24 protein-coding genes are annotated in these 26250 nt (G+C 61.6%); all 24 read right to left on the bottom strand.

What is annotated here, in order from left to right:
- Window positions 1–2: 2 nt before the first annotated feature.
- A complete protein-coding gene (locus tag ACWHVV_RS00635; RefSeq protein ID WP_447927636.1) occupies window positions 3–701 on the bottom strand; it encodes an RNA polymerase sigma factor FliA in 699 nt (232 codons plus the stop codon).
- Window positions 702–727: 26 nt separating this feature from the next.
- Window positions 728–1150 carry a flagellar protein FlhE gene (locus ACWHVV_RS00630; protein WP_447927635.1) on the bottom strand — a complete coding sequence of 141 codons (423 nt, stop codon included), beginning with the start codon at window positions 1148–1150 and terminating at the stop codon, window positions 728–730.
- A 6-nt stretch (window positions 1151–1156) separates the two neighbouring features.
- Window positions 1157–1678 carry a hypothetical protein gene (locus tag ACWHVV_RS00625; protein ID WP_447927634.1) on the bottom strand — a complete coding sequence of 174 codons (522 nt, stop codon included), beginning with the start codon at window positions 1676–1678 and terminating at the stop codon, window positions 1157–1159.
- The gene (gene flhF, locus ACWHVV_RS00620) at window positions 1675–3867 is read right to left on the bottom strand and encodes a flagellar biosynthesis protein FlhF (protein WP_447927633.1); all 2193 of its coding nucleotides are present in this window, start codon (window positions 3865–3867) and stop codon (window positions 1675–1677) included. Before flhF ends, ACWHVV_RS00625 begins: the two co-directional genes overlap by 4 nt.
- 58 nt (window positions 3868–3925) lie before the next feature.
- A complete protein-coding gene (flhA, locus tag ACWHVV_RS00615; RefSeq protein ID WP_447927632.1) occupies window positions 3926–6004 on the bottom strand; it encodes a flagellar biosynthesis protein FlhA in 2079 nt (692 codons plus the stop codon).
- Window positions 6001–7167 (bottom strand): flagellar biosynthesis protein FlhB, encoded by a 1167-nt coding sequence (flhB, locus tag ACWHVV_RS00610; RefSeq protein ID WP_447927631.1) that lies wholly within the window; start codon window positions 7165–7167, stop codon window positions 6001–6003. The genes flhA and flhB overlap by 4 nt, the downstream gene beginning before the upstream one ends.
- Window positions 7168–7282: 115 nt before the next feature.
- Entirely contained in the window at window positions 7283–7978 is a 696-nt protein-coding gene (cheZ, locus tag ACWHVV_RS00605) for a protein phosphatase CheZ (RefSeq protein ID WP_447927630.1), read from the bottom strand.
- A 39-nt stretch (window positions 7979–8017) separates the two neighbouring features.
- Window positions 8018–8407, bottom strand: coding sequence for a chemotaxis response regulator CheY (gene cheY / locus ACWHVV_RS00600; RefSeq protein WP_447927629.1), 390 nt, complete (start codon window positions 8405–8407; stop codon window positions 8018–8020).
- 60 nt (window positions 8408–8467) lie between these two features.
- Window positions 8468–10180 (bottom strand): methyl-accepting chemotaxis protein, encoded by a 1713-nt coding sequence (locus ACWHVV_RS00595; protein ID WP_447927628.1) that lies wholly within the window; start codon window positions 10178–10180, stop codon window positions 8468–8470.
- A gap of 35 nt (window positions 10181–10215) precedes the next feature.
- Window positions 10216–11274 (bottom strand): protein-glutamate methylesterase/protein-glutamine glutaminase, encoded by a 1059-nt coding sequence (locus ACWHVV_RS00590; RefSeq protein WP_447927627.1) that lies wholly within the window; start codon window positions 11272–11274, stop codon window positions 10216–10218.
- Window positions 11275–11338: 64 nt separating this feature from the next.
- Entirely contained in the window at window positions 11339–12208 is an 870-nt protein-coding gene (locus tag ACWHVV_RS00585) for a CheR family methyltransferase (RefSeq protein ID WP_447927626.1), read from the bottom strand.
- Entirely contained in the window at window positions 12205–14397 is a 2193-nt protein-coding gene (locus ACWHVV_RS00580) for a methyl-accepting chemotaxis protein (protein ID WP_447927625.1), read from the bottom strand. The genes ACWHVV_RS00585 and ACWHVV_RS00580 overlap by 4 nt, the downstream gene beginning before the upstream one ends.
- An 82-nt stretch (window positions 14398–14479) precedes the next feature.
- Window positions 14480–15769, bottom strand: coding sequence for a methyl-accepting chemotaxis protein (locus tag ACWHVV_RS00575; RefSeq protein WP_447927624.1), 1290 nt, complete (start codon window positions 15767–15769; stop codon window positions 14480–14482).
- Between the two features lie 130 nt (window positions 15770–15899).
- Window positions 15900–16400 (bottom strand): chemotaxis protein CheW, encoded by a 501-nt coding sequence (gene cheW / locus ACWHVV_RS00570; RefSeq protein WP_447927623.1) that lies wholly within the window; start codon window positions 16398–16400, stop codon window positions 15900–15902.
- Complete coding sequence (cheA, locus tag ACWHVV_RS00565) at window positions 16397–18475, bottom strand: chemotaxis protein CheA (RefSeq protein WP_447927622.1); 2079 nt, start codon at window positions 18473–18475, stop codon at window positions 16397–16399. Before cheA ends, cheW begins: the two co-directional genes overlap by 4 nt.
- A 44-nt stretch (window positions 18476–18519) precedes the next feature.
- Window positions 18520–19437 (bottom strand): flagellar motor protein MotB, encoded by a 918-nt coding sequence (motB, locus tag ACWHVV_RS00560; protein ID WP_447927621.1) that lies wholly within the window; start codon window positions 19435–19437, stop codon window positions 18520–18522.
- Window positions 19434–20303 carry a flagellar motor stator protein MotA gene (gene motA / locus ACWHVV_RS00555; RefSeq protein ID WP_447927620.1) on the bottom strand — a complete coding sequence of 290 codons (870 nt, stop codon included), beginning with the start codon at window positions 20301–20303 and terminating at the stop codon, window positions 19434–19436. The genes motB and motA overlap by 4 nt, the downstream gene beginning before the upstream one ends.
- A gap of 223 nt (window positions 20304–20526) precedes the next feature.
- On the bottom strand, window positions 20527–21051 hold the full coding sequence (flhC, locus tag ACWHVV_RS00550; protein ID WP_447927619.1) for a flagellar transcriptional regulator FlhC: 525 nt from the start codon (window positions 21049–21051) through the stop codon (window positions 20527–20529).
- Window positions 21048–21380 carry a flagellar transcriptional regulator FlhD gene (gene flhD, locus ACWHVV_RS00545; RefSeq protein WP_447927618.1) on the bottom strand — a complete coding sequence of 111 codons (333 nt, stop codon included), beginning with the start codon at window positions 21378–21380 and terminating at the stop codon, window positions 21048–21050. Before flhD ends, flhC begins: the two co-directional genes overlap by 4 nt.
- Window positions 21381–21479: 99 nt before the next feature.
- Window positions 21480–21773, bottom strand: a complete 294-nt coding sequence (locus ACWHVV_RS00540) for an EscU/YscU/HrcU family type III secretion system export apparatus switch protein (RefSeq protein WP_447527358.1) — start codon at window positions 21771–21773, stop codon at window positions 21480–21482.
- Complete coding sequence (locus ACWHVV_RS00535) at window positions 21773–23365, bottom strand: flagellar hook-length control protein FliK (RefSeq protein ID WP_447927617.1); 1593 nt, start codon at window positions 23363–23365, stop codon at window positions 21773–21775. Before ACWHVV_RS00535 ends, ACWHVV_RS00540 begins: the two co-directional genes overlap by 1 nt.
- Complete coding sequence (gene fliT / locus ACWHVV_RS00530) at window positions 23362–23748, bottom strand: flagellar protein FliT (RefSeq protein ID WP_447927616.1); 387 nt, start codon at window positions 23746–23748, stop codon at window positions 23362–23364. Before fliT ends, ACWHVV_RS00535 begins: the two co-directional genes overlap by 4 nt.
- An 8-nt stretch (window positions 23749–23756) precedes the next feature.
- Entirely contained in the window at window positions 23757–24173 is a 417-nt protein-coding gene (fliS, locus tag ACWHVV_RS00525) for a flagellar export chaperone FliS (protein WP_447527355.1), read from the bottom strand.
- Between the two features lie 159 nt (window positions 24174–24332).
- Complete coding sequence (locus ACWHVV_RS00520) at window positions 24333–26027, bottom strand: HD domain-containing phosphohydrolase (RefSeq protein ID WP_447929104.1); 1695 nt, start codon at window positions 26025–26027, stop codon at window positions 24333–24335.
- Window positions 26028–26250: the final 223 nt, after the last annotated feature.

The following is a 26250-nucleotide window of genomic DNA, read 5'->3' as shown; positions in this document are numbered from 1 at the left end:
CGTCAATCTGGCTCGTGCAGCCGCGCGCGCAGACGGCTAATGGCTTGGCTATGCAGCTGTGAAACACGCGATTCGGTCACCCCCAGTACTGCGCCCACCTCTTTCAGGTTGAGCTCCTCCTGGTAGTAAAGCGCCATCAAAAGCTTTTCCCGCTCGGGCAGCGCTTCGATCGCCGCGATCAGGGTTTCGCGCTGCTGACCACCCAAAAGCTCCTCAAAAGGCGCATTCAGCGCCTCCTGAGCGGGTTCCCCGCCCTCTTCCAGAAGCTCCTCGAAGGGCAGCAGGTGGCCGCTGTTGGCGTCGTTGAGCAGTTGGTGATACTCGCCGAGCGGCATGTCCAGATGCCGGGCGATCTCGCCCTCCTCCGGCGCCCGGCCCAGGCTCTGTTCGAGATGGCGGACCGCCTCGTCCATGGCCCGGGCCGAACGCCGCACGCTGCGCGGCAGCCAATCCCGGGTGCGCAGCTCATCGACCATTGCCCCGCGAATCCGCTGGCTGGCAAAGGTGGCAAAGCTCGCCCCCTGGGAGGCGTCAAAGCGCCCGAGCGCCTCCAATAGGCCGACCATGCCGGCCTGAATCAGATCATCGAGTTCGATGCTCGCCGGCAGGCGGACCTGCAGCGCCAGCGCCTGGCGGCGCACCAGCGGCATGTGCTGAGTGACCATTTCGCTGTGTTGAATTCTGCCTTGTGCTGTATACATCCTCGTGCCTCGTGGCTATACACTCGTCACTGGTAGTTCACAATCACGTGAAGCCCTTTTACCCGCATCGGCCGCTGCCCGCGCCCCAATGCGAAGCGAAACGCCAGCGGCGCATCGGCGGAAAGCCCGGCAAACCCGGTTTCGCTTCCGCGCTGGCCGCTGAGCTCGACGCAGCGCTCGGGGTGGCAAAGCCAGGCCCGCAGCGCGGCGTCGAACGGTGCCTCATACCGCCAGTGAACGCCTTCGATGCGCCCCTGGGCGATCTCCGCTACCGGCGGCGGCGCCAAAACCTGGCTGCTGACCGCCCGGTCGCTCATGGCCACCATCATACCGGTGACCTCCTTACTCCAGCTGCCTGTGCCCGCCTGAGCGGTCACTGTCAGGCTCGCCCCCATCGCCATTAGTAGCGCGACGCCTTGAAGACTCTTTTTCAGAAAACGCTTTTTCATTGTGGCCTACCGCGCTAGTAGCAGCAGTTCGATATTCAGATAATTCGCCGCCGCCTTCTGCAAATTGTCTAAAAGCCCTTCGCGGGGCAAGCCGGGCTCGTGTAGCGCCAGTAGCTGGCGGGGCCCCTGGTTGTCGTTGAGCTGGCGCAGCGTGCGATACATGCTCGCGAAGGCGTCCGCGTCGCTGCGCACCCAAAGCGCCCAGCGTGAATAGCGCTCGCAAAGCGCCTCCATCGGCTCGCTGGCATCCACCGGGACGACCTCCCAGCTTTCCGGGGTCGCCGCCCAGCGCCGGCCAAGTTCGGCCCACTCGCCCAGGCGCTCTTTGACCGGGGCGACGCTTTTCGTCGGTAGCCCCACCACTGCCAGCGGCGTCTTGACCACCGGCGTGGCGGCGTCGCTTGCCGGCGGGGTTGCCTGGGTGTCCACCTCGGGCTCGGCGGGCTCGCTCACAGCCTGCTGCGCGCGCTCTTCGTTGCGCAGGCTCGCCCACTGGCGCAGCCCCGATGCCTGGTCGCCGCCGCTCATGCCAGGGCCTCGCGGCTGACGCTACCCAGTTGGCGGATGGCGTCCCGGGTCATCAACATATGCATCAGCGCGTCGAGTAGCGCGGTATCGCGGCGCTTGCGAGATGTTTTGGAAAGGCGCATCACGTCCTGGCGCAGCGTTTGCGCGGCCTCGTCCTGGGCGTTGTCCAGGTGCGTGGCGGCCGCAGCGGCGCCGCTGGCCATCAAAAGGCGCAGTTGGGCGCTGACCTCGCCGCCATCGGCTTCCTTGAGCGCGCGCCAGGCTCGCTTGGTCAATATAGCCGCGCCTTCGCTTTGCAGCTGAGTGACCAGCAGCGATAGCACTTCGGCCCCCAGCCGCGCCGGGGTGAGCCAGTAGCGTTTGGCCACGCGCTTGGCGCTTTCCGGGTCGCGCAGCTCGCCGTACCAGGCGAGAAAATGCCGCCCTGCCTGGTCGGTGACCTCGGCGTGGGCGTTCCATAGCTGTAGCGGCTGGCCGCGAAAGCGCACGTCGACCCGATGCGAGAGTTCGCTTTCGCCAAACAGGGTCGTCAACGCGTAGCGCTCGCCCTGCCAGTATATCCGCTGAGCGCCGGTCGCCTGGCTGACCCAGGTCAAACGCTCGCTTTCCAGCGCGTCCAGGGTCTCGCCCTCGGCAAGGGTCGGCAGCAGATGGACCGCCGCCTGGCGCTGGGCATCGATACGAGCCTGCCAGCCGGCGGGCTGGCGGTGCTGTAAAAGCGTTAGCGCACAAAGCTGGCCGTCGGCGTCGAGGCTCAGATCCGGCATCGACCACTCCATGCCACGCTCGTTGCGCCGCGGTGACCAGACGATGCCCAGCGCATTCTGCTCGCCCGCCTGGTCGGCCAGTGCCGCCAGGCGCTGGTCGTGCAGTACGCCCGGCAGCGCGCCGATATCCCATACCGCTTCGAGCAGCGCGAACCCGGCCACCCGCTCACGCAGCTGCGCGAGCAGCAGGCTCAACCGACGCCCCTGGCCCAGCACGTCCTGGGACCAGCGCGGTGCCAGCGGCGCGTTCGGCCACGGCGGGCGGTCCGGCGCGGCGTCGGTATGGCCTGCCAGCGCCTGCTCGACCAGCGCAGCCGGGTCGGCCAGCGCCATATCCTCGGGCACCTGCTGGCCGTTGGAGGAGAACAGCACGCGCAGCCCAAAGCGCATGACGATATCCAGAAGCGGCGCCAAACGCCCCGCTTCGTCCTGTTTGGTAATAATACACTCGTCGAGCTCGGCGCCCGCCGCCCGCGCAGCCTGGCGGTAGCGAAGCACCACCTCTTCCAGGGTTTCGGGTTGGCTGGCGGCGTTGAGCACCAGCACCAGGCGCACCCGGGATTCGCCGCCCTGGAGCTGGCCGATCTGCTCGATGACACGCTGATCGCGCTGGCTCATGCCCACGGTATCGATGATCACCCACTGCTTGCCGCCTAACCGCCCCAGCAGGTTATCGATGGGCTGTTCGTGATCGAGGGCGTACATCGGCGTATCGAGCAGGCGCGCATAAATGCGTAGCTGCTCGTGGGCGCCGATGCGGAAGCTATCGGTGGTGACCAGCGCGACGGGGCGGGTGCCGTGGCGCATGACAAAGCGCGCGGCAAGCTTGGCGGTGGTGGTGGTCTTGCCAACCCCGGTGGGCCCCACCAGCGCCACGATACCGGTTTGGTCGAAAAAGTCCGCCTCGCTCTGGAGCACGGAAAGCCGCGCTATCAGTTGGCGGTGCAGCCAGCCGAGCAACCGCTCGTCCTGAAGTTCCAGCGCGCCAAGGGAGTCGGGCAGTGCCGCGCCGATCTCTTCGGCAAGCTCACTGCCAAAGCCCGCGCGGGTCAAAAGCGTGGTCACCGTGGCACCGCCGGTGGGCGGCGTACCCTTGGCGTCGCCGGTTTGCGATCGAGCCAACAGGGCACGCATGTCCTGCATTTCGCGCAGCAGCCGCTCGCTGACTTCCTCGAACGGGTGCGCGGGGCTCGCCTGGGCCGGCGCGGGCTGGGCGGCCAGCAGTGTTGGCGCGCTTTCATCCATGCCCACCGCTTCGAGCGGCGTGGCCTGCTCGAGCGCGGCCTCTTCGGCCATGGCCAAAATCTCGACGCCGGTGTCCGTGCGCCGATTGGCGACGATCAGCGCTTCGTCGCCCAGCGCCTGGCGCACCTGGCGCATGACATCCCGGCTGTTAGCGCCGACAAAGCGTTTTACGCTCATGGGTTAACCTCCAGGTTTTCCAAAGCGGGGGTCTGCAAAGCGCCCAACGCACCACGCATCACCGGCCACCTACCAGCGTGGTGATTTTAAGCGTACGGTCGTCGGGAATTTCCGCTTGGGACATGACGACCAAATGGCGCAGCCGGCGGCGCAAGAAGCGCGCCACAATAGCGCGAAGCGAGTGCTGCACCACCAGTACCGGCGGCTCGCCGCTGGCCTCTTGGCGCTCCAGTGCCTGCTGCGCCTGGTTCATCAGCGTGTCGGCAAGCCCGGGCTCCATCGCGCCGTTGCCGTTCATCGCTTGAATCAGGACCTGTTCGAGCTGGGCATCGAGGCCGATCACGTTCAGCGTCTCCTGGCCTGCAAACCACTGCTGGGTAATCGCCCGGCCAAGGCCGATGCGCACCAGCGCCGTCAACTCGCCCGGGTCTTTCTGCTGGCCGGCGTGCTCGGCCAGCGTATCCAAAATGGTACGTATATCGCGAATCGAGACGTCCTCTTCGAGCAGATTTTGTAAAATCCGCTGAAGCACGGTCAGCGTAATCGCCTTGGGCACGACCTCTTCTACCAGGGATTTCTGATCGTCGCCCACCTTGTCGAGCAGCTTCTGCACTTCCTGGCGGCCCAGCATCTCCGGCGAATGGCGGTGCAGCAGGTGGTTTAAGTGGGTGGCGATCACGGTACTGGCGTCCACTACAGTGTAGCCAAAGACCTGGGCGTGCTCGCGCTGGTTGGCATCGATCCACACCGCCGGTAGGCCGAATGCCGGGTCCTGGGTGGGCGTGCCGGAAAGCTCGCCGGTGACCTGACCCGGGTCGATCGCCAGCCATTTGCCCGGCTGGGCGTCGGCCCGACCGATCTCCGCGCCCTTTAGCGAGAGCACGTAGGTGTTCGATGAAAGCTCCAGGTTGTCGCGGATATGCACCACCGGCGGCAGAAAGCCGACGTCCTGGGCAAACTTCTTGCGCACGCTTTTAATACGCGCCAAAAGCTCGCCTTTCTGGCGCGAGTCCACCAGCGGAATCAGCCGGTGACCCACCTCGAGCCCCAGGGTATCCACCAGCTGGACGTCTTCCCAGCTCGCCTCCGGGGTTTCCTGCACCGCCGCCGGGGCTTCCTTGAGATCCTCGGTGACCAGCGCTTTCTCCTGCATGCGCGTCAAAAGCCAGGCCAGACCGCCGAGCACCCCGGTAAAGATCAGAAAGACCAGGTTGGGCATGCCCGGCACCATGCCTAAAAGCCCCATCACCGCCGCGGCCAGAATCATCACCTGGGGGTTGACGAAAAGCTGGCTGATCATCTGCTGGCCCACGTCCTGATCGGTGTTGACGCGAGACACGGTGACACCGGCGGCGGTGGAGATCACCAGCGCCGGAATCTGGGCGACCAGGCCGTCGCCGATGGTAAGCAAGGTGTAGGTGCGCGCGGCGTCGCCAAAGCCCATGTCATGCTGCATCATACCGATCAACAGCCCGCCGATTACGTTGACCACCATGATGACCAGCCCCGCCATGGCGTCGCCGCGCACGAACTTGCTGGCGCCGTCCATGGAGCCGTAGAAGTCGGCTTCCTGAGCGACTTCCGAGCGGCGTTTCTTGGCATCCTCTTCACCGATCAAACCGGCGTTCAAATCGGCGTCGATCGCCATCTGCTTGCCGGGCATGGCGTCCAGGGTGAAGCGCGCGCCGACCTCGGCGATGCGCCCGGCACCCTTGGTGATGACCATGAAGTTGATGATGACCAGAATCAAGAACACCACCATACCGACCGCGAAATTACCGCCGACCAAAAAGGTACCGAACGCTTCGATGACCTTACCCGCCGAGGCCCCGCCCTGGTGGCCCTCCATGAGCACCACCCGGGTCGAGGCGACGTTGAGTGACAGGCGCAACAGCGTGGTGAACAGAAGCACCGCCGGGAAAGCGGCGAAGTCCAGCGGCTTCGAGGCAAACATGCTGACCAGCAGCACCATGATGGCCAGCGCGATGTTGAAGGTGAACAGCATATCCAGCGCGAACGGCGGCAGCGGCAGGATCATCATGCCAAGGATCATGAGGATCAGAAGCGGGCCGGCCAGCAGCTTCATGGGCACACTGCCAAACGGGTTGCGCTGGCTGATTAATTGGCCAATGTTCATGAACGTGCCTCGCTAGCCCCGGGGCCACGGTTGGGATGCGTCATTTCGTCGGGAACCGGTAAATGTTCAGGGGTCGGGGGCGTTTCGCCCCCTTCTTGCGCCACGCTTTTCAAACGGTACGCCCAGGCCATGACCTCGGCCACGGCGGTGTAGAGTTCTGCCGGTACTTCGCCATCCAGATCCACGTGATGATAAAGCGCCCGGGCCAGCGGCGCGGCTTCAAGACGTGGCACCTTCGCTTCAAACGCCAGCTCGCGAATGCGCGCGGCCACCGCGTCGGCGCCTTTCGCCACGACGCGCGGCGCGCCCATCTTGCCTTCCTGGTAAGAAAGCGCCACCGCGTAGTGCGTCGGGTTGGTGATGATCACGTCGGCCTCGGGCACTTTACTCATCATGCGCCCTCGGGCCATGGCCTGCTGCTGCTGACGGATACGCCCTTTGACGTGCGGGTCGCCCTCGGATTCCTTGTGCTCGCGCTTGATCTCTTCCTGGCTCATGCGCAGCTTTTTGGCGTTACTCCAGAGCTGAAAGGGCACGTCGATCAAAATCACCACGACCAGCGAGAAGATCGCCAGCGCCGCCGCCAATGCCGCCATGTTCAGGGCATCCGCCAGCGCCTGTTGAATCGGCTGGTCGGGCAGGCCCAAAAATCGGTCGATATTGACGTAGATGAACGCGCCGGAGATGCTGCCGACCAGGACCGATTTGGCGATCGCCTTGGCAAGTTCGATGAGCGCCTGGCTCGAAAAGATGCGCTTGACGCCGCTGATCGGATTGAGTTTCGAGAATTTCGGCTTCATGGCTTTGGCGGATACCAGCCAGCCGCCCAGCAGCGCCGGCGCGACCATCGCGACGACGCCGAGCAGTACGAAAAGCGGTATCAGCGAAATCAGCGTCCGCCGGCCCAGATCGAGCGCGGTGGTCAGCATGGGCATGGTATCGAAAGCCTGTCGGCGGTCGAACAAAAACGCCCGCTCCATGACCATGCCGAGCTGATCGTAAAGCATCTGTCCCATGCTCCAGAGCCCTATGACACCGGCCAGGAGCAACAGGAAGGTCGTGAGCTCGCGCGAGCGGGGGACCTGGCCCTCCTCCCGGGCTTTCTCTTTTCGTCGAGGCGTGGCCTCTTCGGTCTTTTCCTGATCGCTATCGTTGTCTGCCATCGACCATCCGGCTCATCAAAAACCGCGCACCAAAAGTCAGCCGCCCCGAAGGGCGGCTGAACAAGATGCCTAGTGTGCCAGATGAGACGCGGGACAATGTCTTAATAACGCGGCATTAAAAGCCTAATTCGTCCAATAAGTCGTCCACCTGATCCTGGCCGGTGACGATATCCGGGGCGGATTCGTTGATCTGCGGGCCGTTGAGAAGCTCCTCCTTGCGCCGGGCAGTGTCGTTTTCCCACTGATCCTGAGCCTTGCGCTGCATGGTTTCCCGCGCCTCGGCGCCGGGCACGCTATCGATCAGCACCTGCACCAATTGGTGTTCGATTTCGCGGATCACGTCCATCATCTTCTTGATGACCTGGCCGGTGAGATCCTGGAAATCCTGCGCCATCATGATGTCCATCAGCTCTTTATTGGTCGCGGCGGTGACCTCGGGCACGTTGTGAAGATAGGCGCGCGTCTCTTTGACCAGGTCTTTCGCCTCATCAAGCTCCTGGGGCGCTTCGAACCAGGCGTCCCAGCGCTTGTCGAGCGCGGTGGCGCGGTCGGCCAGATCATCCTGCAGCGGCTGCGCACGGTCGATCGCGTTGAGCGCCTTATCCGCGGCCTGCTCGGTCATGGTGGCGACGTAGTGCAGCCGGTCGCGCGCATCGGGAATCGCTTCCGCCGCTTTTTCGATCTCCTTGTCGAGACCCAGCTCGCGCATGTTGTCGCGCAGCATGCGGGTTAGCTTGCCGATCCGGTGTATCAACTCTTCTGCGGCTTCGTCGGGCAATTGGTTAGTGCCTGACTCCTCATTCTGACTCATGGTGCTCTCCTCGCGAGCCAGGCGCGGGCCTGGCTCACTTTATTTACCCATTTTATCAAAGATTTTATTGAGCTTTTCTTCGAGGGTGGCGGCGGTAAACGGCTTGACCACATAGCCATTAGCACCGGCTTGAGCCGCGGCGATGATATTTTCCTTTTTCGCCTCGGCGGTCACCATCAGGACCGGCAGCTCTTTCAGGGCATCGTCCTGGCGAATCTCCTTGAGCATCTCGAGACCGTCCAGGTTGGGCATGTTCCAGTCGGACACGACAAACTCGAAATTGCCTGCCCGAAGCTTGTTGAGCGCGTCCTGGCCGTCCTCGGCCTCATCGACGTTGGTAAAGCCAAGCTCTTTTAACAGGCTGCGTACGATGCGGCGCATGGTCGGAAAATCGTCCACGACCAAAAAGCTCATGTTTTTATCGGCCATTGCTCTTTCTCTCCACGTATATGGCGTTAAGTACCCCTGCGCTGTGGCAGGGGCGTTGAATTAAAAGGATTCCCACTCTTCGACCGCGCTTTCACGCTTGCCGGGCTTTTCCGAACGCGGCGCACTCTGCTTCGCCGGGGACGCCAAAGCGGGTTTACGAGCGGCCTGCTGGCCCGCGGTGTGAGCGCCGGAAGCCGACGCGCGACTCTGCTGGCCTTCCAGCACTTTAAAGACCGCGACCGCCTGCTCGAGCCGGCTGGCCTGGTCCTCGAGCGATGCCGCCGCTGCCGCTGCCTGCTGGACCAGGGCCGCGTTTTGCTGGGTGACTTCGTCCATCTGACCCACGGCGTGGCTGACCTGTTCGATGCCGTCGCTCTGCTCCTGGGAGGCCGCGGAGATTTCGTCCATGATGTCGGCGACCCGGCGAACGGCGCTGACCACGTCGGTCATGGTGGTGCCGGCCTGTTCGACCAGGGACGAGCCGCTGGCGATCTGCTTGACCGAGTCATCGATCAGGGTTTTGATCTCTTTGGCCGCATCGGCGCTACGGCTGGCGAGGTTGCGCACCTCGCCGGCCACGACGGCGAAACCGCGGCCCTGCTCACCGGCCCTGGCGGCCTCGACCGAGGCGTTCAGCGCCAATATGTTGGTTTGAAAGGCGATCGAGTCGATGACGCTGGTGATGTCCGCCACTTTTTGCGAGCTTTGCGAAATCCCGTGCATGGTTTGCACGACCTGCTCGACGACCTGGCCGCCTTGCTCGGCGGTGGACGATGCCTCACCGGCGAGCCCACTTGCCTGACGGGCGTTATCCGCGTTCTGTTTTACGGTCGCGGTCATCTGCTCCATGCTCGCCGCTGTTTCCTCGATGGACGCAGCCTGCTGCTCGGTCCGCGAGGAGAGCTCGGTATTACCCTGGGCGATTTCCCGCGTGCCGTGGTGAATCGAGCCGCTGCCTTCGCGTACCCGGCCGACCAGCCGGATGAGGCTCTCCTGCATGGTTCCCATCGCCGCGAACAGCTGGCCGATTTCGTTATTACCCGCCTTGGGTAGTGGTTCGGTCAAATCGGCGTCGGCAATCTTGTTGAGACGGCGCACGGCGTCGTTGAGCGGCGTCGTCACGGTACGGCGCAAACCGATATAGATCGCGACGACGATCAGCAGCGTCACGAGTACCGCAACGATATAGAGCACGTTGAACAGATGGCGCTGGTCCTGAATATCCTCATGGATTTTGTCCACGCGCGCGAACCCGCCATCGGAAAATTCGCTAATACCGTCCACGAGCGCGAGAAGCGGAGCCCTTAGCTCCAGACGCAGCTCGTTGAATCGTTCGATATTACCCGCCTGAAGGCTTGCGTACTGCTCCTTGACCAGGGGCATGAGCCGCTGATAGCTCTCGATCACGGGGCGTGCGAGCTCTTCGCCAAGAGGCGTTTTGGGAGAGGCGATGAAATTGTTGAAGCGCATCTCCGTACCCTCGATGTGCCTCGCCGCTGCCGCCATCGCCGAGCCGACTCTTTCGTCCTGGCCGGCCACGGAATAACTCAAGCTCATCTCCAGTACCCGCATCGACTGGTTGAGCAGCGAATCGCCTCGATTGAGCTCGTTGAGCTGGTCGCGGCTGATCATCGTCAATAGATTGACGTTTCTCTCGGTGGAGCGATCCGTCATTATGTTGAGCGCGATCAGCGCCAAGATCAGTACGCTGAAAAAGCCCAGTGCCGCAATGACCGCCGTGTGAATACTCAGGTTTCGTGTGAACCGCGCCATTTAAATGATCCTTGGTATGTAACGTTTTTTCTGGTTTAAACCCGCTGCGCGCGGCCCGAAGCGGCGACGAGCGCCATCAAGCGCGCGGGAATATCGTCTAGCGCCAGGGTCTCCCCGGCGCCGCCTACCGCAATGGCTTCCCGCGGCATACCGAAGACCACGCACGTCTGTTCGTTTTGGGCAATCGTCGGCGCGCCGGCCTGGCGCATCTCCAAGAGCCCGGCGGCGCCGTCCTTGCCCATGCCCGTCAGGATGACGCCGATGGCGTTTTTCCCGGCGTGTTTGGACGCGGAGTGAAACAGTACGTCCACCGACGGCCGGTGGCGGTTGACCGGGTCGCCGTCGTGCAGGCGAACCACGTAGTTGGCGCCGCTTCGCGCCAGTTCCAGGTGCTGACCGCCAGGCGCGATATAAGCGTGACCGGGCAGTACCCGCTCGCCTTCCGACGCCTCCTTGACGGTGATCCGGCAAAGCCGGTCGAGGCGCTCGGCGAAGGAGTGGGTAAAGCCGCCGGGCATGTGCTGGGTAATCAAAATGGCGGGGGCATTGGCCGGTAGCGGCTCGAGCACGCTGCGAATCGCTTCGGTACCGCCGGTCGAGGCGCCGATGATGATCAGCTTTTCGCTGGTGACCAGTGGCGCTTTCAGCGCCGTGGGCGCCGCCGCCGGCTTACGCGCCTGGCGCGGGCGTGAGCGGGCCGCGGCGCGAATTTTCTCGGCGATTTCGTTGGCGTACTCCATCATGCCGCTGCGTACCCCAAGGCTTGGCTTGGCGACGAAATCCAGCGCCCCGAGTTCCAGCGCGCGCAGCGTGATCTCCGAGCCGCTTTGGGTCAGCGACGACACCATCAGCACCGGCATCGGACGCAGGCGCATGAGCCGGTCCAAAAAATCCAGACCGTCCATACGCGGCATCTCGACGTCCAGCGTCAGCACATCCGGGTTGTACTGTTTGATCAAATCCCGGGCCACCAGCGGGTCGGGCGCGGTGGCGACCACTTCCATATCCGGCTGCTCGTTGATGATCGTGGTCAGCAAATCGCGAATCAGCGCCGAGTCGTCCACGCATAGCACTTTGATTTTGGCAGTACTCAAAGCCCGCCTCCTGTTATTGAACTCACCGGTAGAAACCTCCTGAAGGGTGGCCACGCGGCCGCTGTCACTTTGCGCGGGTGTAGACCGTCTGCCCGCGCAGCTTGAAGGCGTCGCTGATATAGGAAAAATTCTCCGAATGCCCGGCAAACAGCAGCCCGTCTTCTTTAAGCAAAGGGGCAAAGCGTTGCAAAATGGTTGCCTGGGTTTCTTTGTTGAAATAGATCATGACGTTGCGACAGAAAATGGCATCAAAGGGGCCCTGCACCGGCCACTTGGGCGCCAGCAAATTCAGGGGCAAAAACTCCACCAGCGCCGATACTTCCGGCCGTATCCGGGCAAGACCGATATGGTTGCCCGTGCCCTTCTGGAAGAAACGTTTGACCCGCGCCTCGTCGAGCTTGCGCACCTGCTCCTGGGGGTAGATCCCCGCTCGGGCCCGGGCCAAGGCATCGGTATCGATATCCGTGGCGACGACCTTGGCGTTGGACGCCTTGGCGCCCAGCACTTCCAAAAGCGTCATCGCAAGCGAATAGGGCTCTTCGCCCGTCGAGGCCGCGGAACACCAGATCGTGATCGGCCCGGCCTTGTCCTTGATATGCTCGGCAAGCAGCGGAAAGTGGTGTGCTTCGCGAAAAAACGCGGTCAGGTTGGTGGTCAGCGCATTGGTAAACGCCTCCCACTCTTTGGCATCGGGCTGGCGCTCTAGCCGCGAAAGATAGTCGGTAAAGCGGGTCATGCCGTGATGACGTAGCCGCCTTGCCAGACGGCTATAGACCATCTCTCGCTTGTGTTCGGCCAGCACGATCCCGGCGCGCTGATAAATCAGCTCGCGGATACGCAAGAAGTCAGCGTCGGTCAGTACAAGATCGCGCTCGATCTGACCTCCCGTCGTCCATTGACCGGTATCTGCCGACCCATCACGTGGTTCGTTCAAAATGCTTGCCACTCCTCTGCAACCGCGGTCTGCCGTTTGATAGGCACAGAAGCCGACGGGGTAGTTGTTGATGTATCGCTTGAAGACATCGCGGATGCATCTTTTAGGGCATTATGGGGTGTTCTGGGTGGCGAAAACCCGCTGGCGGTGGCCGCCCTGGGCGCCTCACTCTCCAGCCTGAACGCCTCGACCGACAGCGCCAGCAGCGTCGTTTGACGCTCGAGCGATACCGCGGCCTGGGCCGTTTCCTGCACACGCGCGGCGTTTTGCTGTGTCGCCTGATCCATTTCGGCCACCGACTGGTTCACTTCGCTAATACCGGCACTCTGCTCTTCGGACGCCGAAGAGATTTCGTGCATGATGTTCGTGACGCTGCGCGCGGTTTCCGCCACGTCGCCGATCGCTGTCTCGGCGCGCTCGACAAGCCCGGCCCCGGCGGCGACATCCTGACGCGAACCATCGATCAGCGTGCGAATTTCCTGGGCGGCGGAGGCCGAACGCCCGGCCAGGTTGCGCACTTCTTCGGCGACGACGGCAAAGCCGCGGCCATGCTCGCCGGCCCGCGCCGCCTCGACCGATGCATTCAGCGCCAGTATGTTGGTCTGAAACGCAATCGAGTCGATGGCGTTGATGATATCGGCCATTTGCTGAGAACTTTGCGTAATCCGCTGCATGTTGCTGACCAGCTGGGTCATCAATTCACCGGTTTCACTCACCCGCTCAGCATTGTTATCGGCCAAACGGCGCGCCTGTTGAGCGTTTTCACTATTTTGGCGAACGGTCGTGGTCATCTCTTCCATGCTGGAGGCGGTTTGCTGAAGCGACGCCGCCTGCTGGTCGGTACGCGCGGAGAGCTCTTCGTTGCCGCTGGCAATGTTCTGAGCCGCCGGTGTCACGACACCGATCCCCTCTTTGACATCGCCAATGATGCTGCCAAGGCTCTTACGCATGGTATTGAGCGAGCCCATTAGGTGCCCGATCTCGTCCTGGCGGCGTTCGGGAACCCGCGCCGCCAGGTTGCCGCCGGCAATTTGCAGCGTAAACCGCGAGGCGTCTTTTAGCGGTCTCAAAATGGAGCGCAGAAGCACCGTGCCGAGCAGAATCAGCGCCAGCAGGCCAACCCCGAGCACGCCGGCCTGGGTAGCCAGCATGGCCGTTTGCGCCTGCTCCGCGTCAGCGGCCATCGCCTCGGCGGCATGCTGTTCCTGGGCGATCAGCTCGTTGACCATCAGCGATAGCGCGCGGCCGTCGCTATTCATGGCGCTGGTGACATCGCCGATTCCGGTCAGCACGTCCAACGCATCTTCGGCCTGGAGCAGCCGGGCAGCGCCGCCCATGCTGTCGGCAAAAAACACTTGAAGACGCTCGTCAAAGGCGTCGGCAAGCTCGGTGGCATTGGTCTCGCTTGCGTAAAACGCCTGCCAGGTGGCGCCGATTTCTTCGATCTCCTGCTCGATCTCCGCGCCGATCTCGAAACGCTGGTCGATGAGCTCCATACGCCCACGTTCGACCAACTGCTGCCGGGCCTGGGCAAGGCCCTGGTCGATCTGCTGAAGGCGAATGACATCGCGCAAGCCATCCTGATTGAGCCGCTGGAGGCGCTCGCCGGAGGCGTCGATGCCGTAAAGCCCGATCCCGCCGCTGGCGAGCAGCAGCGCCCCGCCGACCACGATCATTCCCACCAGCTTGGCGCGAATGGTATCCGGGCGCAGCCGCTTGATACGTGCCACCACGCCCCGGCGGCGGATACGCCCTTTATCGAGGTACACGCCCTTGGCCCGCCCTTCGCGTATGCCCGCGTAAACGCCTTCCGCGTAGGCGATGGCCTCGCGACTTGCTTGCACGCGTACCGAGGTATAGCCCACCACTTCATCATTTTCGATGATCGGCGTAACGCTCGCCTCTACCCAGTAGTGATCGCCGCTTTTGCAGCGGTTTTTAACCAGCCCGCGCCAGGTCTCCAAGGCGCGGGCGGTCTGCCACAGGTTTTCGAAGGCCGCCGGCGGCATATCCGGGTGGCGAATGATATTGTGCGCCGCGCCGATCAGCTCTTCGCGGCTGAAGCCGCTAATCTCGATGAAGGCCGGGTTGGCGTACGTGATACGTCCGTCAAGATCCGTCCGCGAGACAAGAAAGTCGTCCCCTTTGAGCTCTACTTCCCGCTGGGTAACTGGCTGATTATTGCGCATGGCATTGCCTTATTTTTGGTATTAATAACGTCGTTGCTCTTTCAAGCCTGGGCCAAGAGCCTGCTTATCCGGGACAGGAGGCCTAAAAGGCTTCCCACTCTTCAACGGCCTGACCGCGCGGGGCGGGCGCCGGGCTTGCAAGGCTTGCCGGGGCCGGACGCGCCAGTGGTGCGGGCGCCGGGGCCGGCGCTTGTTGCGCCCGCTCGGCGACCCTGAAACGCTCGACCGCCTCCCTCAAGCGCGCGGCGTCGCTTTCGAGTTCGTTGGCACGGCCGGCGGCCTGTTGCACCAATCGGGCGTTCTGCTGTACGACGTCGTCCATCTGGGTAACGGCCTGATTCACCTGGCTGATACCGTTGCTCTGTTCTTCCGAAGCCGAGGCGATTTCATCCATGATGTCGCTGACTCGCTGAACCGCGCTGACCAGGCCTTGCATGGTCTCGCCGGCCTGATTGACCCGGTCGGTGCCGCTGTCCACCTTGGTGAGCGAGGCATCGATGAGCGCGCGGATCTCTTTAGAGGCGTTGGCGCTGCGGCTGGCCAGATTACGCACCTCTTGCGCGACCACCGCAAAGCCACGGCCGTGCTCGCCGGCCCGCGCGGCTTCCACCGAGGCGTTGAGCGCCAGAATATTGGTCTGAAAGGCGATGGTGTCGATTACCGTGATGATGTCGGCCACCTTGTGTGAGCTGGAGCTGATCTCCTGCATGGTCTCGACGATACGACTGACTTCGTCACCGCTTTGGCGCGCGGTGAGCGTAGCGTCGCCGGCCAGCGTGCTTGCCTGACGCGCGTTGTCTGCATTGTGGTTCACCGTCGAGGCGAGCTCCTCCATGCTGGAGGCGGTCTCTTCGAGCGACGAGGCCTGCTGCTCGGTACGCGATGACAAGTCGTTATTGCTGCTAGCGATACTCTGGGCGCGCTCGAAGATGGACGTGCCGCTTTGGCGAACCACCCCGACGGTTTCCGATAGCGAGGTTTGCATGTCCGCCATGGCAATATAGAGCCGGCCGATTTCGTTATTTCCCGGCGCGCTGATCTGCTGGTTCAAGTCACCTTCGGCCATGCGCTCGAAATAGCCCACCAGACGGCTGAGCGGGCGCAGTACGTTGACGGTGACGCCCCATACCACGACCGCCACGGTGAGCGCGGTCACGACCAGCACCGCGATCAGCGTCCAGCGGACAATACCGGCAAAGTCAGCGAAGAGCTGCTGTTGAACCGCGATATCGCTCGTTGACCTTAGGATGGCACCGCTCTCCTGAAGCGCGTAAAGCCCCGTCGCGCAGGCGGCGACGACAAGCAAGGAGAAGGTAACCAAAACCAGTGCCCAGCTAAGCCGGACGGTCATGTTGTTCATCAACTGATGCATTAGCGATATCCCTTTTCTACGCCTGCGGCTCTGGTCCTGCCAGTGCTCTTTATGCCAAAGTCTTTTAACTCGATCTTTTAAAAAGGTCTCTTCGCGCCCGGCCTCTTAAAAGCGTTACGCCTGCTCGGGGTTACGCTTGCTGCGTACTGTCCACGAGCGCCATCTCTTCGCTGGTTAAAAGCTTGTCGATATCCACCAGAACCAGCATGCGGTCCTCGAGGCTGCCCAGTCCGCTCAAGAAATCCGAAGAGAGCGTGACGCCGAACTCCGGCGCGGGTTTGATCTGGTCCGGCGTCAGAGTCATGACGTCCGAGACGCCGTCCACCACGATACCGACGACGCGCTCGGCGACGTTGACCACGATCACCACGGTCTGGCCGCCGTACTCGACGTTATCCAAATGGAACTTGATGCGCAGATCGACGATCGGCACGATCACGCCGCGCAGGTTGGTGACCCCTTTGATGAACTCAGGGGCGTTGGCAATACGGGTCACGTTTTCGTAGCCGCGAATTTCCTGAACCTTGAGGATATCGATGGCGTACTCTTCTTCGCCCAGTGAGAACACCAGAAATTCGCTGTTGTCCGCTTCCGCGGCGGCCAGCACCGCGTCACTATTGGAATGACTCATGACAGCTCGGTCTCCTTGTCATACGAGAAATGGGGGTGGTGGTGAACGTTTTTGCCCGCTTCTTTTTTATGGCGGCTTAAGCGGTGTAGGCCGGTAATATCCAGAATCAGCGCCACGCTGCCATCGCCCAGGATCGTGGCGGCGGAGACACCGGGCACCTTGCGGTAGTTGTCTTCCAGATTCTTGACAACCACCTGCTGCTGTCCCACCAGCTCGTCGACCAGCAGCGCATAGCGCCGGCCTTCGCCCTGTACGATCACAGCGATACTCTTGGTCGGGTCGGTAATGGCATCCGTCACGTCCAGCGCTTCATGGATCGCGATCACCGGCAGATACTCGTCGCGCACCTTGAGCACGACGTCGTCGCCGGCCATGGCGTACATGTCGTCGCTGGAAGGCTGGAGCGATTCGAGCACCGTGGATAGCGGTAGAATGAAGGTTTCGCTACCCACCTTGATGGACATACCGTCCAGTATGGCCAGCGTCAGCGGCAGCACGATACGCGTGTTGGTGCCTTCGCCGAGTTTGGATTGAATCTCGACGCGCCCACCCATTTTCTGGATGTTCCGCTTGACCACGTCCATGCCGACACCACGCCCGGAGACGTCGGTGACCTCGGCGGCGGTGGAGAAGCCGGGGGCGAAAATGAGCTGAAAGACCTCTTCGTCGGTCATGGTGTCCGAGACGTTCAGCCCGTTCTCGCGAGCCTTGGCGAGCAAGCGATCCCGGTCCATGCCGGCGCCGTCGTCCTTGACCTCGATGAGAATATTACCGCCCTGATGGCGGGCGGCCAGGGTTAGCTTGCCTTGGCGGGGCTTGCCCAGCGCCTCGCGCACCTCGGGCATTTCGATGCCGTGGTCGAGACTGTTACGCACCAGGTGGGTCAGCGGATCGGTGATCCTCTCCACCAGGCTCTTGTCGAGCTCGGTGGACTTGCCTTCGGTAATCAGCTCGATCTCTTTACCCAGCTTGCCGGCGGTATCGCGCACCACGCGGGGGAAGCGGCTGAACACGAACTCCATGGGAATCATGCGGATCGACATGACCGATTCCTGCAGATCCCGGGCGTTGCGCTGAAGAAGGCTCATGCCGTTTTGTAGCGACCCGTTGCCTATCGACTGATCGTTTAAATCGCTCACCGTCTGATCGAGCATCGACTGGGTGATGATCAGCTCGCCCACCAGGTTGATGATTTGGTCGACCTTGTCCACGGAGACGCGAATCGAGCTCGATTCCGGCACGGCTTTCTTGGCCGCTGCCTTGTCGGCTTTTGGGGCCGCGGCCGGTGCGCTCGCACTTTTTTGCGGCGGCGCAGGTTTTTCTGCCTGGGGCGCTGGCGCAGCAGAGGCCGGGGGCGAGGCTTGGGCGGGCGCGCTGGGCGCCGCCACGGCGCTTATTTCGATCTGGTCGGGCTCGATGATAAAACACATCACCGCTTCGATATCGTCGGCACTCGTGCTTGCACTCATCACGACTTCAAAGCGCTTTTCGTCGCCGGACTGCTGCACGATGTCGCCCAGCTGTCCAAGTTCCTCTACCAGCAGCGCACGGTCTTTATCACTTACGTTCAAAAGGGCCACGATCAGCTGACTTTCTTGCGCTGGCACCGCTTCGCTTTCGCTGGACGCCGGCGCCGGCTCCTTGGGCGCGGTTTCGCTGGGCGTTATGGCCACTTCCAGTGGCTCGCCCATCTCTTCCAGCGCGATTTGCTGAAGCACATGGCAGATGCGCTCAAACGCCTGCTGGTCGGGTTCTTCCTCGCTGCGATAAGCATCGAGCTGTTCGTGCATGATGTCTTTGGCCTCTAAAAACGTATCAACGAGGTCGGGGCGTAGAACGAGTTCTCCCTTTCGCGCGTGATCCAACAGGTTTTCCAGGATATGCGTGGTTTTTTGCAACACGCTAAACCCAAATGTTCCCGCGCCGCCTTTGATGGAGTGGGCGGCACGAAAAATGGCGTTCAGCTGCTCGCTATCCGGATTATCGACATCCAGCTCCAGCAAGTGCTGCTCCATATCCGCAAGCAGTTCTTCGGCTTCTTCAAAAAAGGTGTCAAAAAAATCCGCTATATCCATGCACTGCTCCACATTAGTGTCATAGTCGTTATGACAAGCCTCGCTTACTGCGCTATATCGGCTTGCGGAAGGTTTTCTAAAGTTTCTTCCATACTATTTTCATCCGACACCGTATCTCCCGGGCCCAAAATACCGGGGTTGCGGATGGCTTCGGCGATCTCCGGAAGCAGTACGACAAGCTCGATGCGCCGGTTGCGTGGATCTATCGCCGTTGTCTCGGGTAGCAGCACCCGGTCGGCAAAGCCCGACACGCGAAGCAGCTGGTCCGGGTCGAGGCCGCCGGCCACCAGCTCGCGGCGCGAGGCGTTGGCCCGGTCGTTGGAAAGCTCCCAGTTGCTGTAGCCGCGGTAGCCGCCGGCATAGGGCACGCTATCGGTATGCCCACTAATGCTCAGGTCGTTGGGCAGCTCGTTTAAAAGCGGCGCCATCGTACGTAGAAGGCTGCGCATGTAGGAGGCGACCTGGTCGCTACCCAGCTCGAACATCGGACGCTGATCGGTATCCAGAAGCTGAATGCGCAAGCCTTCCCGGGTCAGGTCAAAGCGCATTTGGGAGCGCAACTGACGAAGCTCCGGGTCCTGATTGATCGCGCGCTCGATGCGCTCCTGAAGGTCGTTGAAAAAGCGCCGCTCCTCCAGGCTTGGCCGGGTATGCTGCATGACGTCGATACGCGCACGCTCGCCGTCGGTATGCGTCGGGTCGGGGCCGCCGCCGGGAATCACCCGAGTGCTGCCCGAGCGGTCACCGCCGGTCACCGCAGTGACCAGCGGGGCACTGAAGTACTCGGCCACGCCCTGGCGCTGCTCGTCACTTGCCACGCTCAAAATCCAAAGCACGAGAAAAAGTGCCATCAGCGCGGTCATGAAGTCTGCCAACGCGATTTTCCACGCGCCGCCATGATGGGCGTGGACCACTTTTTTGCGCCGGATGACGATCGGGCGCTTGTCGGCCCCCTTACTCATGCATTACCGCCCTTTTTCGCATCGCGCACGTACTCCTCGAGTTCGCTAAACGTTGGCCGCTCCTCGGTGTGCAGCGCTTTACGACCAAACTCCACCGCCAGCTGCGGGGCGTACCCATGCAGGCTTGCCAAAAGCGTCACGCGAATGCACTGAAGCATTTTCTCGGCCTCTTTTGCTTGGCGGTCGGCGTAGCTGGATATCGGGCTGATAAAGCCGTAGCCCATCAAAATACCCAGGAAGGTGCCGACCAGGGCGTGGGCGATCATTTCACCCATCTCGTCGGGGCTGGCATCGGCATAGGTCAGCGCTTTCACTACGCCCATGACCGCCGCCACGATACCGAACGCCGGCATGGCATCCCCCACCTTGCTGATCGCATCGATCGGTATATGAAGCTCCTGCTCAAAGACCTCGATTTCGTGGAGCATCAGCTCATCGATTTCCATGGGCTCCATGCCCCCGCTGACCATCAGGCGCAGGTAGTCGGTCAAGAAGTTCATGATATGCGGGTCGGAAAGCACCGTGGGGTGCTCCTGGAAAAGCTCGCTCTCCTGGGGGTTGTCGATATCACGTTCGATACCCAGCATGCCCTCACGACGAACCTTGGAAAGGATTTTGAACTGCAGCGCCATCAGTTCCATATAGAGCGCTTTATTGTACTTTTTGGAACGCTTAAGCTTAGGGAGTACCTTGAAAGTCGCCTTGATGGCCTTACCGTTATTGGACGCAATGAACGCGCCCACGCCAGCCCCCCCGATAATTAATAACTCGAGGGGCTGATAAATTGGTCCAAGGCTTCCCCCCGCCAAGACATACCCACCAAACACCGACAGCAGTACTACCAAATAACCTAAGAGAATCAGCACACGTACGTTCCTTGCGATGACAGTGAGACATCAGAGGAGTCTGCTTCATCGGTTGTGGTGATGAACGTGGACACTCCCCGCCTATTTGACGCTTAGGCCTATCATACCAGGGCACTTGCAATTCTTAATGATAAAGTACCGCTACCTTTCCCCCCTATCTCAGGATTAAACACGAACTTAATGTGAGTTAGGAGGTAATAAAAGGCTTCGAGGGGAGGCTATGTTATGCCTGAGGTTTGCGGGTCTTACCCGCGCGGGAAGGGGGCTGGCAGATGCCGCATACGTAGTCGCGGGTAGGGCTGTGCGCGTGCGCGACGAAACGGCCCAGGCAGCGGGTGCAGGAGGTAAGCTGTAAAAGATCGCTCTCGAAAAAACGCACCAGCGTCCAGGCGCGGGTCAAGCCCAGCACCGGGTCGACGTTTTCAAGCGTGACCTGCTCTTCATAGAGTCGGTACGCCTTGACGAAGGCGTCGATACGCTCGCAGGGCGTGTTTTTTCTGAGGCTGCCATAGATATTATAAAAAAGTGACGAGTGAACGTTGGGTAACCAGGTCACGAACCAGTCAGTCGAAAAGGGCAACATCCCCTTGGGCGGGGAAACACCGCGGACCTCCTTATAGAGCTTGATGAGCCGGGTACGGCTAAGCTCGGTTTCGGTCTCCAATACCTGCAATCGGGCACCCAGCTCGATGAGTTCAATCGCCAGCTGAACCTGGTGCATTTCATCGACCAAGCTTTTTTGAGTCACTCGGCCTCCCCTTTGGGCAGCGAATCAAACGGTTCGCCGGCCATCAGCAGAGAAGCGTGCAACCCTGAAAGCCCCTGATCTCGGGGGTTTTCCATCACCTGACGCAGTTGTTTGGCGCTTATGTCGCTAAACCGGCACACCAATTGATTGGTGCGGGCCAGCCTGGAAAGCTGACGGGCGTTCAGGGACACCAGCAGGTCAGCGAGCTCGCCGTCCACTTTCAAACGCAGCATCGCCGCATTGCGGTCTTCGCTTAAAAGACGCTGGGCCAGCAGCAAATACGCGAGGTTAATTTCCTGGATTTCATCGAAGAAGCTTGTTTGACTCATAATGTTCCATCGAACGTCGCGGCGTTAATCAACCACTACACTGACGCCAAAATGATTGTTGTTCCCTACCATCATGGTTGCACACAACGTCAGTATTGGCTACTTGCGCCTTTCAACATGAGTTTCTTCTTCTCCAGAGAGCTCGAACACCCATACGAGAAGCTCCGCTACTACCTGGTATAGGCTAGCAGGAATTTCCGTATCCAGGTTGAGCTGCATCAAAAGTGCCACGAGTTCCGGCGCATCGTGAACATAGATACCCTGGCGCTCCGCCTCCGCCATGATACGCTCGGCAAGCTCGCCATAACCCTTGGCCACGACCCGGGGCGCCTGCTCCCCTTCGTGATAGGCAAGGGCCACTGCCTGGCGGCGGCGCTCGGTCGAGGAATCCATCAGGTCTCACCCTGGGGTTGCTTTAGATTGACGCGCACTTTTTGAAAGTCCAGCGCACCAAGGCGCTCCTCCAGCCGACCAATCGAGGGTGCCAGGTGCGCGTAAGTCTCTTCATCGAAAGTATCCACCGACACATCGAGCACGGACCGGAAAAGAGAAAGCGTCACGCTGAATGCGCCCACGTTGGGCACTTCGAGCTGCATCTGTGAGCGCCACTCCTGCTCGGCCTCTGCGCCTTCGCCTCCCTCGTCACCCTGCTGCCGACCGGTGGGTAGATTGATGACTAGCGCCATGAAGATACCCGCCCAGACGTCACCTTCCCAACGCAGCACCGGGGTAGCCAGCATTTCAAGCTGCTGGCGCACCAGCCCCTGTAGGCTTTCGTGAACGACCTCGCGCTTGGTAGACGATAAAGCTTCGAACTCACGAAGCGCGGCGGTTTCCCGCGCTGCGAGCGCGCGCGCCTCCGGCTTTTCGGTCAGTGGCGAAGGCGTTGTAGCCAGGCTACCTACGGAGCGCTCGACCCCAGCGCGCTCGCTTGCAAGCCCCGGCGCAACACCCGCGCTGGTGTTCGCGCCACCCGCCCCTGCGCTGGCCCCGGGAAGATTAGCCGCCGCCTGGGCCGCCGGAGCGGTGCTCGGCCCCGGCACGCCCACGCCACCCGCCGCGCCTTGTACGAATACCAGCGCCGTGTTGGGCAAAATGGGGCCGGGCGTGCCCGAGCCTGGAAACGCCCCCCAGCTCGGCGCCTGGCTGGCGACCAGGGGCCTGACAAACGACGTTTGGGGGTCTGCAGACGTTTGAGCCGATGACGGATACGCCCCCGGCTGGGCCTGTGGTCCAGCGGACAACTGACCTGTCGACTGATACACGCCAGGCTGTATTTGCGGGCCAGCCGGCAGGGGGCCGGACGGCTGAAGCGCGCCAGACTGCATGGATGGGCCAGCGGGCAGAGGACCAGGCGACTGGAGGGCGCCGGGTTGGACTTGCTGCCCAGCCGACAAGGGACCGGACGGCTGAAGTGTACCGGGTTGCGTTTGCGGGCCAGCCGGCAAGGGGCCGGATACCTGGGGCCTGGCAAGCTGCATCTGGGGCTCGCGCATCAGCTGCTGGCGGGGGACCTCGCCTTGAAACCAGCGCTTCAAGTGGGCTTCGTAAAACAGGCCGCTATCGCGAATACTGGCGTTGAGTCGGTTGGAGAGCGTCTCGGCACTGGCGGGCTCGTCGGGGCCCATCAGCGGGGCGTCGAGTCGCACTGCCGTGGGGGGCGCGGGAAAGCGCAGCAGAACATCGGCGATACTACGCGCCGCAGGGCTAAAGTGGGTTTGCGTCGAGCCCGGCGCTCCCTCGCCTTTGGACGCGGGCAAGCCCCGCCCGCCCTGGTCCGGCGAAGCAGGGAGGCGGCGCAAGTCGTCAAGAGGAAGATTGGTTGTGGGGCGACCATCGAGGCTCGAGTCGCGGGATAATGCGCGGGGGCCGTCGCCGGGCGTAACCGGCTGGACGGGGGCGTTGATCGAGCGCTGTAGCGAATCCGACTGACGCCCCAGCACCTGGTGCATCAGCGTATCGATCAACGGCGTGATGCCGCTCACAGCGTGGTGTCATCCTGGCCGGTTACGCCCTGCTGAGGCGCGTAGGCGCGGTGCAGGTCGCGCTGCTTTTGAGAAGCGCCGATCAGCTTGCCCAATTCATCGCGACGGGTGACCAAGCGGCGGCGAATATCGACATCGTGCTCCAGGATGCGCTCTAAAAGCTCGGCTTTGAGCGTCCGACCCGAGGCATCGAGCGCGACACGCTCATCAAGCCCGCGAAGCTTATCGACTAGCACAACGTAGTGGGTACGCTGTTCGATAAGCTCCGCCCACTGCTCGTTGCTCGCCAACGACTGCATGTGCGCTGCGCGCGATAACAGCTCGCTGTAGGTATCGAGCAGGGCTTGCTGGGTATCGGCATGTGCCGTGTCAAAAGCAGACATGATGAGCCTCACGCACTTTGTGGATGGCCTATTTCACGCCAGGCCGAGGCAATATCCTCTAAAAGGCGTTCTGCCTGATCGAGGCTTTCTTCGTCGTTACGCAGGTTCGCGGCCAATAAAAGCCGTGCGATGTAGTCGTAAAGTGAACCGAGCCGCTCGGCAACCGCGCCCCCTTTTTCCTGATCGAGCGCGGCGTTTAGGCCGTTATTGACGATATCCAGCGCCTTGGAGATAGCGCGACCCTTTTCGCTGACATTACCCGCCTGCATGTGGATGCGTGCCGCGCGAATCGACGCCTTGGCACCGTCGAACAGCATAACGATCAGTTGATGCGGGTCTGCGGACATGACGCCACTCTCCACGCCGACGCGGGCGTAGGCATTAGCCCCCCGTCCATAGGCGCCGCCGCTGCGAGAATAAGTCATAAGGGTACTCCTTAAATGAATAAAATAGCCGCCGATGTCGCAATGCCTGATGGGCTGCTCGAACGATCTCGCTCAAACGGACCGGCCTGTATGGTTTATCGGCGTAGCCCAGGGCGACTTTAACGAGTCGCGGGCTTTTTGATCGGTCATTGCAGCGGTTTAGGTGGAGACCGCCACCTCGCGTTTCGGCGTGCCCAACCGCTCGGCGACATCGCCGGCAACGCTATATTTCAGCGTACTGCGTAACGGCGCCGCGGCCTCCTCGGTCAAAATGACCTCCGTTGGCGTCCCTTGCTCATCGACACGCACCACCCAGGCCAACTGTTCGCTCGAAAAAAGCGCCAGCGCCCCTACGGGGAGCGACTTGAAGTGGTCGATATAACGCTTGACCCAGCGCGGGTCGAACTGCTGCGGATGACTCAGCAGGTAGCGGTAGATTTCCTGAGTCGTCTTGGCCGGGCGGTCGGGGCGGTCGCGGCGCATGGCCTCGACCACGTCGATAATCGCGCAGGCCTTGGAGAGCTCGCTTAGCTCATCACCGCCGAGCTGGTCGGGATAGCCGCTGCCATCCATGCGCTCGTTAATCCCCTTGATGACCGCTTGAGCGACGTTTTTCGAAAGCCACTGACAGCTCTTCAACCGATCGAGCAAAAGCCCCGGGTGCTCGCCAATCGCTTTTAGATGGCTAGCGTCCAGATGAGGCGCGGTGAATACGACCTGGGGGATCAATGCCTTGCCCAAATCGTGGACGAGGGAGCTTGCCACCATGGCCTTGCGGACATCGTCCGGCGTGTCGCGGCCGAGCCAGTCCAGAAGGTGAATCGCCACCGCGATGCCATGGCGTACCAGCAGCGGCTCCAATGACAGGCAGCGGGAAGCGAAGAGCAGCGCCTGGCGATCTTCCTCATGCAAACTGATGATGCGGTCGGCGTTGAGTGAGAGCTGGCGCGAGTCGATATCGCTGCCCTCTTGCAACAATAGAAGCTGGGCGTCCAGGTAGGCGGCCACTTTTACCAAACGCCGCGCGGCCGGAGTAGCGTAGTATTGGAGATCGCGACGGCCGACCTGGTACTGCTCGCCTTTTTCGGCTCCCTGAGCGGCGAATAGCGGCGACGACTGGCGCCCCCCTTGGTTTGCTTCCTTGTCGTAGCGCGTCGCTTCGCGTTCGATTTCACATACGAAATACCAGATCTTGCGCGACTGCTCGGCGGTATGATCCACCAGCTCGAACCCAACGCGCAGTAGGTGGTGCTCGGCATCGGTCAATTGATGGCGCGCTTCGCCATCTACCGCGAACTGCGTGCCGTCGGGAAAGGTAAAGCCAAGCCTTAGCGGCGAACCGGCGTTGGCAAGTAAACCGCTGGCCTTGAGCGGGAGTTCCACCTGACAGCCACTTTGAGACAAGTCGCGCAACTCGCCCTCAACACTCTCGCCCTGCTCGTCGGTCACCGATACCGCCACCGTCATGCCCATGCGCAGCTGGGTGCGAAACGTTTCGCGCCGCTGGAGCACATAAAGCGCGTCGGGGTAATCGCTGCGGCACAAAAGCCGCCCGCCGGAGTGACTTGCGTCGATCAGCGAAAGCGGAGCCGTGCGAATGACCTTGCCCTGGGACTGGCCACGCAGGAAGAAAGGCTCTGCCGCTTGCAGCCGGGGAAGCAGATAGCTCACCGATGACAGATCCATTACCAGCGCCTCACCTTCCTGTCGCTCCATGAGAACGATGGGCTCGGGGCTTGCATCTGGCGTCATCAGACAAATCGACACCCCGCCCGTTTCGATCATCGTATCGAGCAAAGAGCCGATTACTGAAGGGTTACTGACGCTTTCAAACCCGTCCTGCTCCACTTCCATCACCTTCTTCTCCGCGATCGACGCTAGTCGTTAGCGTCCTTGTTATTACATGAGCATACCAAAGCGCGAGGCAAGCTATTGGCCTATATGGCGCTACGTGGACAGCTATTTTAGGCATTTAAGAAATACCGACGATTAATTTTCCCTCACAGTAAAGTTCGCTCGATAGCAGCCGATGATTCTTCGTGAGGCCCATACGTTTTTTGCCGGGGCTTCGAAGGCA

The sequence above is a fragment of the Vreelandella sp. EE27 genome (assembly GCF_968206495.1).
The sequence above is the reverse complement of the archived record's forward strand: the minus strand, read 5'-3'. Positions and strand labels throughout refer to the sequence as shown.

Bases quoted from the DNA above. Each gene is read 5' to 3' on its own strand.
- cheA (WP_447927622.1), bottom strand. From the start codon at position 18,475: ATGGATATAGCGGATTTTTTTGACACCTTTTTTGAAGAAGCCGAAGAA.
- cheW (WP_447927623.1), bottom strand. From the start codon at position 16,400: ATGAGTCATTCCAATAGTGACGCGGTGCTGGCCGCCGCGGAAGCGGAC.
- flhB (WP_447927631.1), bottom strand. From the start codon at position 7,167: ATGGCAGACAACGATAGCGATCAGGAAAAGACCGAAGAGGCCACGCCT.
- ACWHVV_RS00635 (WP_447927636.1), bottom strand. From the start codon at position 701: ATGTATACAGCACAAGGCAGAATTCAACACAGCGAAATGGTCACTCAG.
- fliT (WP_447927616.1), bottom strand. From the start codon at position 23,748: ATGTCTGCTTTTGACACGGCACATGCCGATACCCAGCAAGCCCTGCTC.
- flhF (WP_447927633.1), bottom strand. From the start codon at position 3,867: ATGAGCGTAAAACGCTTTGTCGGCGCTAACAGCCGGGATGTCATGCGC.
- ACWHVV_RS00520 (WP_447929104.1), bottom strand. From the start codon at position 26,027: ATGGAAGTGGAGCAGGACGGGTTTGAAAGCGTCAGTAACCCTTCAGTA.
- ACWHVV_RS00625 (WP_447927634.1), bottom strand. From the start codon at position 1,678: ATGAGCGGCGGCGACCAGGCATCGGGGCTGCGCCAGTGGGCGAGCCTG.
- flhD (WP_447927618.1), bottom strand. From the start codon at position 21,380: ATGAGTCAAACAAGCTTCTTCGATGAAATCCAGGAAATTAACCTCGCG.
- cheZ (WP_447927630.1), bottom strand. From the start codon at position 7,978: ATGAGTCAGAATGAGGAGTCAGGCACTAACCAATTGCCCGACGAAGCC.
- cheY (WP_447927629.1), bottom strand. From the start codon at position 8,407: ATGGCCGATAAAAACATGAGCTTTTTGGTCGTGGACGATTTTCCGACC.
- ACWHVV_RS00595 (WP_447927628.1), bottom strand. From the start codon at position 10,180: ATGGCGCGGTTCACACGAAACCTGAGTATTCACACGGCGGTCATTGCG.
- flhA (WP_447927632.1), bottom strand. From the start codon at position 6,004: ATGAACATTGGCCAATTAATCAGCCAGCGCAACCCGTTTGGCAGTGTG.
- ACWHVV_RS00575 (WP_447927624.1), bottom strand. From the start codon at position 15,769: ATGCATCAGTTGATGAACAACATGACCGTCCGGCTTAGCTGGGCACTG.
- motB (WP_447927621.1), bottom strand. From the start codon at position 19,437: ATGAGTAAGGGGGCCGACAAGCGCCCGATCGTCATCCGGCGCAAAAAA.
- fliS (WP_447527355.1), bottom strand. From the start codon at position 24,173: ATGACTTATTCTCGCAGCGGCGGCGCCTATGGACGGGGGGCTAATGCC.
- ACWHVV_RS00540 (WP_447527358.1), bottom strand. From the start codon at position 21,773: ATGGATTCCTCGACCGAGCGCCGCCGCCAGGCAGTGGCCCTTGCCTAT.
- ACWHVV_RS00580 (WP_447927625.1), bottom strand. From the start codon at position 14,397: ATGCGCAATAATCAGCCAGTTACCCAGCGGGAAGTAGAGCTCAAAGGG.
- ACWHVV_RS00630 (WP_447927635.1), bottom strand. From the start codon at position 1,150: ATGAAAAAGCGTTTTCTGAAAAAGAGTCTTCAAGGCGTCGCGCTACTA.